The organism is Marinifilum sp. (assembly GCF_965230805.1).
Lineage (GTDB): Bacteria > Bacteroidota > Bacteroidia > Bacteroidales > Marinifilaceae > Marinifilum.
In genome coordinates, this window is record NZ_OZ246019.1 from 3046371 (window position 1) to 3061363 (window position 14993).

Sequence of the window (14993 nt, forward strand, 5' to 3'; positions counted from 1 at the left end):
AGGTTTCATTAATAGAATCGCAATGTTAAAGAATTTCTTGATTACCATTATTCGAAATTTTAACCGAAATAAGTTTTATACCGTTCTTAATGTAACTGGTTTGTCGGTGGGATTGACATGCGCAATTTTAATTGTGCTTTTTATTCAGGAAGAGTTATCCTACGATAAGTACAATGTAAATCACAAAAGAATTGTGCGTTTGGCATCCGATTTTAAATTAAATGGGAAACGCGATCGGGTTGCAACAACGCCTATTCCATTTGGACCAACTTTTAAACAGGAATTTCCGGAAGTTGAGCAATTTGTTCGAGTTCGGGGTTCAGGGGGGCAGCAATTCAGATATCAGGATAAGGAGTTTTACGAGGAACGAATTCCTTATATCGATTCAAGTGTGTTTAAGGTGTTTAGCTATAAGCTCTTACAAGGTGATCCTGATAAAGCTTTAAGCGAACCTTACTCAATTGTTTTGAATCAAAGCTTAGCCAAAAAATATTTTGGGGATGAAGATCCTATAGGTAAAGTGCTAATTGTTGGAGAAAAAAGATCTTTCACGGTAACAGGAGTAATGGAGGATATTCCTGGAAATAGTCACTTTAGGTTTAGAGGTTTCTATTCAATGAAAACACTGGAAGTCTTGCTTGGGACAGAACAGTTTAATAGTACCGAACCCATTTCATTTTGGAGTTTTAACAATTATACTTATCTGTTGTTAAAGGAAAATTCCCAGGTTGAAGCGATCACGGAAAAGTTTCCGCTGTATTACCGGAAGTACATGAAGACATTGGGCGATCAGTTGGGAATTGATTATACATTAATTGTTCAGAAATTAGCCGACATCCATTTGAAATCGGACTTACAATGGGATGCACCTACAGGTAACATCAAGTACATTTTTATATTATCGGCCATAGCCTTTTTTATTTTATCGATTGCTGGTATCAATTATATGAATATGGCAACGGCACGCTCAACTAAAAGAGCCAGAGAGGTTGGTGTTCGCAAAGTTGTAGGTGCCCATCGCGATACTTTAGTAAGACAGTTTCTTATGGAAAGTTTGTCGCTTACAGTTCTGGCTTTGGTCATTGCTATAATTGTTGTGGAATTAATTCTGCCTTTCTTTAATGATTTGGTAGATAAAGAATTGGTGTTAAGTATATCAGATACTCCTGAAATAATAATATTCAGTGTTGTTTTGGCATTGGTTCTTGGAGTGGTTTCGGGCAGCTATCCGGCATTTTATCTGTCTTCTTTTCATCCTGCTGTCATTTTAAAGGGATCAACCATAAAAGGCAAGGCCGGAAGTTTGCTGAGAAAACTGCTTGTAGTCTCGCAGTTTACTATATCTGCCATAATGATTAGCGGAACTATAATTGTTGGTATTCAGCTGAATTATATGAACAATAAGGATATGGGATTTGGCAAAGAGGATGTACTGGTAAGTATTGTTAGAGATTCTTTAATGAGAACCAAGATTCAACCTTTAAAGGAAGAGCTTCGAAAAAATCCTAATATTAATTCTGTGGCTACCTCTAACACATTAATAGGTTTTGATGGGTCGAAAACCGTACATATGTATGAAGGGGAAGAAGGAATGGAAGAGTATGCCTTAAATTTTAGTGTAATCGATTTTGATTATCTCGATATGATGCATATGAAAATAATACAAGGCAGAAAATTTGACAGAAATATTGCTTCGGATACAAGTAGTGCATTTATTGTGAATCAGGCAGCAGCCAGAAAGTTTAACTGGAACGAAAATGCGGTGGGCAAGAAACTGCAATTGGGTGTAGAGTTCGAAGGAGGCGAGGATGATGATATCATGAAGGGTGAGGTAATTGGTGTAGTTGCCGACTTTCATTACAGGCCATTACGCGAAAATATCGAACCCATTAATTTTTTGGTAAGCGAGAATGCTAATTATCGAAGAGTGATGTATGTGAAACTGAACCAGAAAAACCGAGAGGAAACACTTCGGTATATCGAGAAGGTATGGAATGAATTTAGTCATGGAATGGCTTTTAACTATGTCTTTTTAGATGAAAAATTGAGAGAGAATTACGACTCGGAAGTAAGATTAACTTGGATTTTCTCTATTTTTTCATTCATAAGTATCCTGATAGCTTCTCTAGGTTTATTTGGCCTTTCTTCCTTTATGGCCGAACAGAGAACCAAGGAGTTGGGCGTTCGAAAAGTACTGGGTGCTTCTGTTAATCAACTTGTAAATCTGCTAACCAAAGAGTTTGTGAAGCTGGTTTTAATCGCAAATATCATAGCCATTCCAATTGCTTACTGGGTAATGCATGTTTGGTTAAATGATTTTTCATATCGCATACAGATCAGCTGGTGGATTTTTCTTCTAACCATTATGATTTCATTGGTAATTGGAATTTGCACTGTGGCATGGCAATCGTTCAAGGCTGCTTCGTCCGATCCGGTTAATGCAATTAAATATGAATAATACTGGAATAACACCATTAGTTTTAAGTTATGAGAGAAATATGTGTCCCCATTCCATTTGTCGACGATAATCAAATGGCTGAAGTGGAAGTGAAGTTTGCAAATCGAAATGTAAGAGTTCAGTTTCGATTGGAATCATTTGTTTGGGATGTAAGTGATGATTCTGATTTTAATCCGGATGATTCTATAACTGAACGTTTAATGAAGATTTACAAGCTTAAAAAGTCAATATCAGATTATGATCCTGCTTGGGAGCTGATACAAATATTTACGCCCCCGGAAAATTCGAAATACATTCAGGTGTTATTCCGAAAAAAATAATTTTATTTTGCGATTGTAACTAAAAAGAGTTTTGTTCGTCTTGTAATCAGTTCAAAACAATAAAATCAACCGTCATATGGACTATTTGATTAAAATCGCACTGTTTTTCACCTTATTTTTTAGTTTGTTGTTGGGTGCGTTGGGTTTAAATGCACAGGTTTACCCATGCTACTTGTATGGTTCTATTACTACAGTTGATGGAGATGTGTATTCAGGAGCAATTCGCTGGAATGATGAGGAGGTGTTTTTATCGGATGTATTTAACTCGGAAAAAATTGAAAATCCATATTTAAAATATGTTAAAAAGGAAAATCCTAAACTAATTGAATACAAGCGAAGAAGAAGAACTTCATGGTATCGAGTAGAGTATTCCGATGAGCAAAGCAATAGTACATACAAAAGAAGATTCGAGTGCCGGTTTGGTGATATCAATTCAATTTCTGTTACAGGGAATGAGTCTGTAAATCTAGAACTTAAGACGGGTAAATTTATTAATTTGGCAGGAGGTTCGAATGATGTCGGAAATCAAATATGGATATTGGATCATGAGCTGGGTTTGTTAAAAATTGATTGGAACAGAATTGATGTTGTTAAATTTTTTAGACCCGATACTGAAATTCACGAAAATTTCGGAAATCCAATTTATGGCAAAATTACAACTACAATTGGTGAATTCACCGGATTTATTCAATGGGATCACGATGAACGATTGTTACAGGATAAATTAGATGGTGAAAGTCGGGATGGTGAGATGAATATCCCATTTGCCAAAATTAAAGAAATTATAAAAGAGGAAAACGGATCAAAGGTTGTGTTGCAATCGGGTCGCCAACTGCTTTTGAAATCATCCAACGATGTTACTCGAAGTAATAGAGGAATTGTAGTAACCATACCACAAGTAGGTAGGATTGATTTTACCTGGAAACATTTTTTAGCATTACAAATACTTGCTTTGCCTAAAAAAAGTGATGGCTGTTATTCCGAGTTTAAAGATTCGGAGAGATTGTATGGAAAAGTAACTACAAAAAAAGGTGAAACTTTTGAAGGAGTTATTGTTTACGATTTGGATGAAGCAATGGATTCTGAAATTTTAAACGGCTTGAATGATAAACTTGAGTTTTCTGTACCATTTCGAAATATAAAAAGAATCATTCCCAAAGCTTACAATTACTGTTTGGTAGAACTTAAGAGTGGACAAGAGCTTTTTTTAGGTGATAAAACAGATGTTTCAGAAAAAAATGCCGGGATATTAATTTTTACGGGAAATGATTCGTATGAAATTGTGGATTGGACCAACTTAAAGGAAATAGAGTTCTTTTGAATAAACCGAAGTTGGACTTAATTTCTTTGGTAATGAGAACCTTCCATTAAAAGTTAGCCTGAATTTGGGAAAAATCCCTTCAATCGTTTTTAAATATCCTAATATCCCATCGCTAACCTTTATACAAAATCACATCAAATTGTGATGGAATTTGTGTTCAGGTTCTAATCTGTTCTTTACTCGTTCTACTTGGCAACAGTGCCGTTCTACCTGCCAAAGTCACCCTTCGAGCTGCTGTTGTAGTCGTTCGTTCTATTATCTGCGCTGTTCGTTCTTCCATCTGCATCCTTCTACCTGTCATTGGAGCCGTTCTACCTGTCGTCTGCATCGTTCTATCTGTCATCGGAGGCGTTCTACCTGCCATCTGCATCATTCGACCTGCCATCCGAGGCGTTCGACCAGCCAACCGCACGCTCATTGTTAATAAATGCAATGCATTTTGCAGGTCTCTCGAAACTTTTTACAGCTCGAACCATGCATTTTACAGGAAAAAGGCATGCATTAGCAGGTCGAAGCATGCATTTTCTTACTCGGTCTCCTCCATTAGCAGGCAGAACGCCTCCAACAGGAGTAATAATCTTGCCAATAGCAGGTAGGAATACTGTATTTTTAATGGCTTGGGAAATGTTACAAATCGGAACTGTCAATGAAAGGCGACAAATGTTCATTTTATCAAGGGGGTTTAGGACAAAAGAATGAAATTCATTTCAGGATACCAATTGGTATAATAACGTGAGTTCGACTTAAAATTCTATCCACAGAAAGTTCTATTTGGGATAGATTTGCATTAAAAATTTGGAAAGAATAGCGGGCTATTTTGAGGGATTTTTAATGTAAAGATGTCGTAAAGAGAACTTTCCATTATGTGTTTGCCTGCTTTCGACATAAATTTCCTCAAATCTTCTTGAAATATCCCGATATTCCTTCGAAAATTTGAGAAAATTTATACTAAAATCAGATCAAACTGTGAACGAATTTTACGTCGAACTCACGTTATAATATTATAGCTTGAACAAAAGTTTGTTTGTAATTCAGAAATATTATTGTACAATTACAAAAGCCGTTCATTGAAAGATATTGTGTTTTTTGTTGGTAAATGTTTGATCTGATTAAGATTATGCTAGTTTATTTTTTTTCAGAAAAAGAAGCTGATCCGTACTTCAGAAAATGAATAAAAAGTAGTTTGGAAATAATGTTTGTGGCATAATTAAGATGTTGAAAATTTTCGCCAAATTTGAAACTTATTCATTTTTCTTTCGTCAAAACAAGAAGTTCTTTTGTAGAAAGAATAATTGATTTTATCTAACCTATTAGCAAGTTTGGATGATAAGAAAACTGGGTTTTATGAAAAGATATGGCATACGACTACTACTATTAATTTTACTACATACTGTTTATTTTAATGCCGAAGCACGTGATTTCTATTGGATTGGAGGATCAGGTAATTTTAATGATATTCAACATTGGAGTGATCAGCCCGGAGGAAAAGTGAATCCGGATGCCTTGTTGCCGGATAAAGATGACAATGTGTTTTTTGATGAATTTTCATTTCCCGATCCGGGTGCAGAAGTTATTATTACCAGTGTGGCTCGATGTGCCAATATGCATTGGGGAAATGTAAAGAACATGCCTACCTTAAAAACAGATGCTAATCCGGCGCATTACTTGGTAATTTATGGGGGAGTTACATTCACCGATCAAATGATTATTGATCTTGAGCGGCCATTGTATTTTAGAGCAAGCACGCAAGGAAATACAATAGATTTTGGAGGCAATACTTTCGATGGAGATATCATCTTCGAGAATAACGGAGGCTGGAGAATTACTGGGGGTTTGGATATTCTCGATAATGACATTCAATTTCAGCAAGGAAGTTTAAGTATTGAAGCTGAGATTAATTGTGGTAGTATAATTTCTCAAACAGCTAGTTCCAGAGAACTTTTTTTGAATTCTGCCACAATAAACCTGAGTAAATCAGGAAATGCGGTAATTGCATTACAAACCGATAATCTTTCAATTGATCCAGGCAATTCTACGATTAATGTATTATCTGATGATTCGGATATAGAAATTTCCGGAGCGGAAAAGGTAGATTTTTATGATGTCGTATTTTTTGGGGATTCAGGAAATATTGTAAATACCAGTTTAAAGGCAAATTTCAACAAACTCACATTTCAGAAGGATGGTAGCTTAGGTGGTGAAAACGATTTTCAGGAATTGGTTTTTACCGAAGGCTATTCATATAGTTTAAAAGATGGTGTTCAAGATGTTCAGGCTTTGTTTACAGCAAAAGGTCGATGTTATGCATACATTAATATAAACGGAGAAAGTTCGGGAGGATTTATTTCCGCCGAAGGGGTGGATCTTGAATATCTTAAAGTGCAAAATGTTACGGCAAGTGGAACAGCTGCTAATTTCTTAGCCAACAATTCGTATGATTTAGGCGGGAACAAAGGCTGGAGTTTTGGAGATCCTTCTTCTGATGATTATAAATGGACAGGAGCAGGAGGTGATAACCTATGGGGAAACCATTTAAACTGGGATAAGGCTTGTGTGCCTTCCCGAAATAATAATGCTATAATTCCAGATGGATTTGCATTGGAAATAGATATTGATGCCGAGTGTAAGGATCTTGACATTAAAGGAAGCTCAACCATAAGTGGGAATAAGAATTTGGAGATTTATGCATCATTAAAAGCTAGTGGAGCGACATGGACATTTAATGGAGAAACTACAATGAAAGGTAGCGGAACAATCTCTTTAAATGCAAGTATGCCGGGAATGTTAAGCATTGAAGCAACAGGAATTTACAATCTGGGAACAAATCTTACAATTGATAATGATCTGAATTTAAATTCGGGTACTCTTAATTCTGTAACAAAAAACATCGATGTCGATAGGTTTGTGTCTAATTCGGGAGTGTATCGAAAGTTAGACATTACAAATACTAACTTACAAGTAAATGCAGGAGTTTTAAAAGCATGGCATGTTGAAGGAAGTGGTTTTACTTTTATAGGCACAGGATCGCAAATTACTTTGACACAAAGTGGTGCAGAGTTTTATAATAACAACTCCGATGGAATAAATTATGGAGCTGTTTTATTTAATCCTTTAGATAATCAAGTGTTTTTAACCAATTCCAATGCTAGTGATTATCCAACATTTGATGAGTTAAGATTTAATGGGAGTGCTAAAATTTCGGGGAATCATCAATATCATAATATGATTTTGGCTGCAGGCAAAGAATATTTGTTTCAAGCTGGAAGCAATCAGAAGATTATCGATAGTGATGGATTTTATGCAATTGGTACCTGTTCCGAAATTATCTCTTTAAAGGGAGATGGCGGTATTGCATTTATTGAGAGCGATGTGAACTCGGCAAACATTCAGCGTATTAGAGTAGAAGATGTGAATGTGGTTGGAGGTATGGCTGGAAATCTAAAAGCCAATGAATCAGTTGGAGTTTCAGGTTATGATGGTTGGGTTTTCCCTAACGATTTGTTAGGAGGAGATGTTTATTGGACAGGAGCCATAAACGACAATTGGTTTGAAGCTGATAACTGGGATACGGGATGTGTTCCAACTCGAAAAGACAATGTGTTTTTCGAAGATGATAAAGTAACAGGAAGTTACGATGTTAACATTTCAGTAAAAGGCAAAATTGCTGAATGTAACAACATGACCTGGACTGCATCACCAAGCATGACATTCTCTGGGGATCAGCAGATAAATATCTTTGCTGGTATTGATATGACTGGTATGACAGCAGGAAACAATTCCTTTTCAGGAGATATAAATTTTAAAGCTGAACTTGCCGAGTCTGTAAGTATTGGTGCAGTTGAGTTGTTAAGCGATTTAAATTTTGTAGGAAACGAGCAGGAAGACGGAACATGGAAAGCCGGTTCATGGAAAATTAATACCAACTTACTTACCACAGGTATCATAAACTTGGAGCGTGGTGAACTTATTACCAGTGGATTCGAAATTGAAGCTAAAGAATTCTATTCAACTAGCGGAGTAGATAATGTTCGATCCTTAGACTTAGGATCCTCTATATTAAGAGTAGATAGATTTGAAGTATCTGCTAACTCATTTACCTTAGAGGCTGGCACTTCTGAGATTCAGATGGCAACAGCAGGATCATTCATTGTTTCTGCAGGCGATGAAGTTTTAGAATTTTACAATGTAAGCTTTCAGGAAAGTACAGGAAATGTTTATGTCGATATTTATGCCGATGACGTAAGTTTTAATAATATGGTTTTCAATGGGAATACATATTTTAGAAAACCAACTGATTCAAAAATTAGTTTTACCGCCGAAAGCATTCAAATGGCAGTTGGAAAAACCTATGTTTTTGAAAGTGGACAAACCTTTGTTTTAGGTGGTTTAGTTGCAAATGGAGCCTGCGAAGGAACAATTGATATTTCCGGATCCGATTCGGATGCAGCATTTTTTAAGGCAAAAACAGGAGTTACTGATATCGAGGTTAATTCGGTTAACTTATTGAATATTCATGCTGATCCAAGCAATGTTTTTGTAGCAAAATCATCATTAGACCTTGGTAATACTGCAGGTTGGAAATTTGAAGATGAACCAATAGGTAAAGATCTGTATTGGGTGGGTGGCGAAGGTAATTGGGATGACCCTAATCATTGGTCAACCACATCCGGAGGCGCAGCAGATGGTTGTGTTCCAACAGCAAAAGACAATGTGTTCTTTGATGTTAATTCATTTGATGGATTCGATCAGAATGTGTCTACAGGAGCAGGAGATATTCGATGCAGAACTATGGATTGGACCGGGTCAGAAAAAGCCCGACCAAATTTTGTAATGGGTGATACTGATATCTCGGGCGTATATATTTATGGCTCATTCATTTTAAATTCTGAGGTGGATTTTGAAATAGAGGATATGGTAACTTTTTATTTTAGAGCTACCGAAACGCAAATATTAAATACATTTCATTATACATTCCCTCACAATGTGGAGTTTGATGGTAAGGGCGGAATATGGACTATGGATTCGGATTTCCAGACTGAAGGAGATTTATTTATTCGTCATGGTAAGCTTATTGCAAATGGTAATTTACTCGAATGTAAAAGTTTAACTTCAATTGATCAACCTACAGGGATTCATTCTCGTGGGTTAGATATTGCTGATTCTCGTTTAATTGTAAATGGTAGCGAGGATGTTTTAGGCCGTTCGATTTATATTTTTGCAAATGATCCTACCCTGGAGCAGGGCTTTGAGCTAGTTACTACTAATAGTATTATTCGACTCAAAGAAGACGCAGATGTTATTTTGGCAGGAACTGTGGCTCAGTCAATCAGATTAAATGAGATCATTTTTGAGCAAGGCGGTAAGCTTGATGCTGGTTTCTCAGGACTGGATGTTTATGCAAAGCACCTGCTATTTGAAGGCGATGGGATAATTAATGGTAAAAAGAATTCTTTTGGGACTCTTGAATTGGCAAGAGGTTTTGAGTATAAATTTGAAAAAGGCAGAACGATTACTACCGATAGTTTAATTGTGGACGGTAGTTGTTTTGCTCCTATTTATTTGCACTCAACTAAGGATGGATCTGGAAATGAAACATTTATTAAAGCCAGCAATAATGTAATCGGTAATTTTCTTCAACTAAAAGACATACACGCTGATACATCCGAAGGAGCCACTTACACAGCAAGCAATTCTTTTGATTTAGGAAACACAAGTAACTGGAATATTGATGGCGCGGTTGCTCCAATAGCTCTTTACTGGACAGGAAATGGCAGTGATGATGATTGGAATAATCATGAAAACTGGAGCCGTGCTATGGATGGCAGTGAAGAAGGATGTGTTCCAACACTAAACGACGATGTGTTTTTTACTTCGATTTCATTTTTGGGTAGTAAATTGGTTGAAATTACAACTGATGCTAAATGTCATAGCATGACTTGGAATGATGATATTGATCCGGATGCTAATTTTTCAGTAACAGCAAAACTACAGATGAGTGGTTCAATGGATCTAACCGAAAGTATGGCATTAGACCTGCAAGGAACTTTTGAATTTATTGGCGATGGCTTAACAGATAATAAAATTGTCGATTTTGCCAATAAAACAATGGATGGAGATATTCGATTTATTGGAAGTGGGCAAACTTGGCTGTGGCAAACTGGCTTTGTTACATCAGGAAATTTGGAAATTGATGAAGGTTCAGTTTCAACTCAAGGACATGATTTTGCTGTAAATGAATTTAAATCATTGTCATTACATAATGCCGCTGCAGTTCGATCATTCGATATGTCAAGCTCTCTGGTAACTTTAAATTCTGATGCAATTACAGCTTGGAGCATGAAAATGAATACCACGGGAGGTTTAACTTTTACAAGTACTGATTCTAAAATCACTTTCGTAAATGGAGGAGGGATTTATTGTGAAACTGATGCTGACGTCCATTTTGGATTTGTTGATTTTGCAGACAACGGGGTAATTAATATTACGAGTTCAGCAGATACTGAACATGGATATTTTGGTTCAGTGAGATTTATGGAAGAAGGGAAGGTGTATGGAAACAACGAATTTTCAAATCTGGAATTCACTTTAGGATATGAGAACAATACAATTGAATCAGGGAAAACGGTAACTGTTATTAATGATTTAATAATGGAAGGTGTTCGTTGTTCATATGTATTTTTGAAAGCAAGTAGTGCAGGTGTTCCAGCAACTATTCATAAACCGTCTGGTATTTTCGAAAGAATTTACAATGCATCTTTGACTGATATTCAAGGAACTTCAGGTTCGGGATTAGATCATCCGGTTCGTTACAAATATGAAAATAATGGTAGTACAGGATTTACAGAATTAACCGAAGATGCAGATGGTGATGGAAATGATGAAACAGATCCACCTTCATTTAAAGAAAATTTTGACAGACAAGAGTGGTGTAGTAGTGTTGCTGTAATTGATAATGTTGAAAGCTTTCCAATAAATAGCACAACTACTTTCCAATGGTATTTTAGTACTGATGGAACTGTTTCTACATATACAGCTTTAGATGGTGAAACAAATGCTGTGATTGAAGTTTCGGAAAGTGGTTTTTATAAAGTTGATGTAATATATGCTTTGAACACAGGTACAGGAACTGATTGTAAAATTGAAGCAATTGTTGAAGTTTTACTTGGAGAGGTTTCAACAATATCACTAGAAATTACTGCCAAAAATGTTCGATGTTTTGGAAATGGAGATGGTAGAATTATTGCTAAAGTAAAAGAGAATGCTACTGGCAATTATCCTAATTATAGTTTTGTATGGACTGCCGATTCTGGAAATACAGTAGAATCTTCATATTATGCTCCAACCTGGACAAGTACAGCTCTCAATCTTGAACCAGGAAAATACCAAGTAACAGTTACCGATAGTAAAAGCTGCGAGTTCGATACCATTGTAAATGTATTTGATGCATATGAATTATTAATAGATAGTATCGATACAAAAGATTTAACCTGTTATACAATTCCTGAAGGAGAAATTTTAATTAATGCTTCGGGTGGAACAGGAGGCTTGTCATATTATTTAGATGACAATTTACAGGCGAGTGAAAATATTACAGGATTGTTTTCGGGTGATTATAAAGTTTACGTTCAGGATGGAAATGATTGTAAAACTTTAGAAGAGAATGTGAGTTTGCATTCAAATCCTGAGATGCTTCTTGATTTGAATGGTTTGGATCTGAAATGTTATGGTGATGTAAATGGTGAGTTTGCTCCAAGTATAACAGGCGGTGTACCAAGCTATTCATACTCTTGGTCAGGTCCGGATGGATATACTTCAACAGATAATAATATTTTTGGATTGGCGGGAGGACTCTACCAACTGACAGTTACCGATGAAACAGGATGTACTGCAACTGCAGAGCAAGAATTGTATGAGCCGACAGAATTGATTGCAGAACAATTGGTTGTGGAATCGGCAGATTGTCATGGCGACAATACGGGTGAAATATTTGTAGCCGCAGGACAGGGTACTCCTGATTACCGCTATTTCCTTGACGGAAAGGAAGAAACGACCGGAATATTCAAGGGTTTAGCGCCTGAGAATTACGTATTAAGAATTGTTGATGCCCATGGGTGTATATTGGAGCAAGAAATTACAGTAACAGAGCCAAACAAAATTGGATTTATAGTTGCTGATAAGATTTTGCCTTCTTGTGAAAAAACGGAAGACGGAATTATTCATGTTACACCTTATGGCGGAAACGAAGGATATTCTTATACATGGGCAGGGCCGAATGATTATAAAGCATATCATCAAAACATTGAGAATTTGGTATCCGGAGAATATACTTTACAGATTACCGATAAAAAGAATTGTACGGCAAGAGATACAGTCGATTTGGATATTGGTCTTCCCTTACAACTGGGCGTTATCGTTGAACAACATGTCGAAACTTCCGGAGTAAGCGAGGGTATTCTGGCATTGGAGCTATTCGAAGGAACAATGCCATACACTTTTACAGTTTCCGGACCAAGTGGTACTTTTAATTGTCCAGATAATTTTGATGAAAATTATTACCTGATTGAAAATTTGGCAGCAGGAGTTTATAATGTAATGGCAATGGACGCATCGGGATGTACTACTGTCGAGAAATCTGTAATTATAGAATCTCCAGGTCAAGTTTACACCTATATCAATCAAGTAAAACCTATAGGATGTGTTGGCTCTTCCGACGGAGAGCTGGAAGCCATAGCAAGAGGAGGATCAGGTACGTATACTTATTCTTGGACGGGTCCTTCGGGTTATACTGCCAGTGGATCATCTATAAGTAGTTTAGCTCCTGGAACTTATTCACTTACCGTAACAGATGGAGGAAATACGGCAAGTGCAACATATGAATTATTGCCAGCTGAAGCTATTATTGTTGGTGTTGACAATTATAAAGATGTAAGTTGTTATCAAGCAGCCAACGGAGAGATCGAATTATCAATTGATGCAGGAAATCGCGATTATACAATACAGTGGACAAATGATTTAGGTGACGGATTCCTATCTTCTGCCAAGAAAGTAATGAACTTGGAACCAGCATTATATACATACACAGTGACTACAACTGCAGGTTGTTTCGTTACAGGCAGTCAGTTAGTTTCTGAGCCAGTAGATATGAATCTAAACCTTGATTCTGATGATATTAGTATTGAAGGTGAACGCGATGGAATTGTAACTGCAAATTTTGGTGGAGGAACCGCACCATATACTGTTTTGATTTCCGGACCAAATGGTTATTCTTATGCCGATGTTGATAATTCAACAGGAACAATATCTGTAAACGGTCTGGAAATGGGAATTTACGAAGTAGCGGTAATCGATGCTAATGGCTGCAGAATAGAGGATGTTACAAAAGTTCATGAACCTACGAAACTGTTACTTTATACCACATCAGTCACTCATATTAAATGTCCCGGTGGAACAGAAGGTGCCATTGCTCTTGAAGTTGATGGTGCCAGTGATCCTGCCAACCTTACTTTTAGCTGGACGGGTGAGAATTACTTTAGAAGTCATGATCAAGATATAAGTGGTTTAGTAGCTGGAACATATAAAGTAACGGTTTATGATTCGGGTGGAGATCCCGGATATGAAGAGCAATCTTTAGTTGTGAATGTTAAAGAGCCGGAAAGTCTCGATATTGAAGTATTTACCAAGAATATATCTTGCCCTGGAATGGATGATGGTTATATCAATATTCAACCGAAAGGGGGAACACCTGGCTATAAATGCGAATGGACGGGTAGCGGTGTTGCTGTTGGTGATGAAGATCAAGATCATTTGGCACCAGGTACATATACTGTTTATTTTACTGATTCAAACCATTGTATATCGGATACAATTGACATTGAAATTACCGAACCTACAGAATTATTTGTTTCGGTGTTAGACAGCAAAGAACCAACTTGTTATGGATTAGAAAATGGATGGATTCAATTGGATATTTCAGCAGGAACCGAGCCTTATATCATAGACTGGGACAACTATGGAAGTGTTACCCAGCGAATTGAAGAGATAACACAAGGGGTTTACAACTATACGGTTACCGATGACAATGGATGTAGTAAAAATGGAACATTCACATTAAATGAACCAGATACGCTGATTGCTGAAATCAATGATTTTGATGATGTACTTTGTCATGGAGATGGCACTGGTAGAGCTTTCGCTGATATCTCCGGAGGAACACCAGATTATACCATTATTTGGTCGGATGGTCAGGATACTCAGGAGGCAACAGACCTAAAACTCGGCACATATGAAGTGTCTGTTACAGATGCACATGGATGTAATGATGTTTCGAAGGTTGAAATTTTTGAACCAGAACCATTAGCTATAGGGATAGAGGTTATCAGGCCTACAACTTACGACGCAATGGATGGTGCAATAGATGTTAACGCAGCAGGTGGGGTAAAAGACTACAATTACAATTGGTCTAACGATGCAATTGCATTGGATAATTCACCAACACATGAAGATCTCGACAGAGGAACATATCATCTAAACCTTATAGATGCGAATGGATGTGAATTAGACTCAACAATTGTTGTAGAGTATCTTTTCGAAAGAAGAATTCGTATTCCAAAGGCATTTACACCTAATGCTGATGGTTACAATGATTATTGGGATATTGAGAGAATTGAATTTATACAAAATCTTAAGATCGTTATCTATGACCGTTGGGGTAAAGCAGTGTATAAATTCAATGGAACCGGAAATGAGTACAAGGGCGAACCTTGGAAAGGCTATGATGGAAATGTGAAATTACCAATTGGTTCTTATTACTATGCAGTTGAAGTTGATGAAGAAAAACCTTTGATGGGAACCGTAACAATTTTAAGATAACAACAAACTTTAAAACCAGACCAGA

6 protein-coding genes are annotated in these 14993 nt (G+C 36.8%); 4 read left to right on the plus strand and 2 right to left on the minus strand.

Translation table 11 applies throughout. The features are described 5' to 3' along the window. Positions 1–22: 22 nt before the first annotated feature. The 3 genes from ACO05S_RS12345 to ACO05S_RS12355 all read left to right on the plus strand — a co-directional run bounded on the left by ACO05S_RS12345 (position 23) and on the right by ACO05S_RS12355 (position 4099). Positions 23–2458, plus strand: coding sequence for an ABC transporter permease (locus tag ACO05S_RS12345; protein ID WP_421918313.1), 2436 nt, complete (start codon positions 23–25; stop codon positions 2456–2458). A gap of 29 nt (positions 2459–2487) precedes the next feature. Next, positions 2488–2778: a hypothetical protein gene (locus ACO05S_RS12350; protein ID WP_421918314.1), complete on the plus strand. Its 291-nt coding sequence runs from the start codon at positions 2488–2490 to the stop codon at positions 2776–2778. A 76-nt stretch (positions 2779–2854) separates the two neighbouring features. Continuing rightward, a complete protein-coding gene (locus tag ACO05S_RS12355; protein WP_421918315.1) occupies positions 2855–4099 on the plus strand; it encodes a hypothetical protein in 1245 nt (414 codons plus the stop codon). Positions 4100–4256: 157 nt separating this feature from the next. Here the strand turns inward: ACO05S_RS12355 and ACO05S_RS12360 are convergent, their stop codons facing one another. Then, positions 4257–4442, minus strand: a complete 186-nt coding sequence (locus ACO05S_RS12360; RefSeq protein WP_421918316.1) for a hypothetical protein — start codon at positions 4440–4442, stop codon at positions 4257–4259. A 10-nt stretch (positions 4443–4452) separates the two neighbouring features. Then, positions 4453–4767 carry a hypothetical protein gene (locus ACO05S_RS12365; RefSeq protein WP_421918317.1) on the minus strand — a complete coding sequence of 105 codons (315 nt, stop codon included), beginning with the start codon at positions 4765–4767 and terminating at the stop codon, positions 4453–4455. Positions 4768–5422: 655 nt separating this feature from the next. On the opposite strand from ACO05S_RS12365, the gene ACO05S_RS12370 reads away from it, so the two are divergent. Next, a complete protein-coding gene (locus ACO05S_RS12370; RefSeq protein WP_421918318.1) occupies positions 5423–14968 on the plus strand; it encodes a gliding motility-associated C-terminal domain-containing protein in 9546 nt (3181 codons plus the stop codon). Positions 14969–14993: the final 25 nt, after the last annotated feature.

Excerpts from the sequence above, each read along its gene's own strand:
- ACO05S_RS12345 (WP_421918313.1), top strand. The coding sequence starts at position 23 with ATGTTAAAGAATTTCTTGATTACCATTATTCGAAATTTTAACCGAAAT.
- ACO05S_RS12350 (WP_421918314.1), top strand. The coding sequence starts at position 2,488 with ATGAGAGAAATATGTGTCCCCATTCCATTTGTCGACGATAATCAAATG.
- ACO05S_RS12355 (WP_421918315.1), top strand. The coding sequence starts at position 2,855 with ATGGACTATTTGATTAAAATCGCACTGTTTTTCACCTTATTTTTTAGT.
- ACO05S_RS12360 (WP_421918316.1), bottom strand. The coding sequence starts at position 4,442 with ATGACAGATAGAACGATGCAGACGACAGGTAGAACGGCTCCAATGACA.
- ACO05S_RS12365 (WP_421918317.1), bottom strand. The coding sequence starts at position 4,767 with ATGAACATTTGTCGCCTTTCATTGACAGTTCCGATTTGTAACATTTCC.
- ACO05S_RS12370 (WP_421918318.1), top strand. The coding sequence starts at position 5,423 with ATGATAAGAAAACTGGGTTTTATGAAAAGATATGGCATACGACTACTA.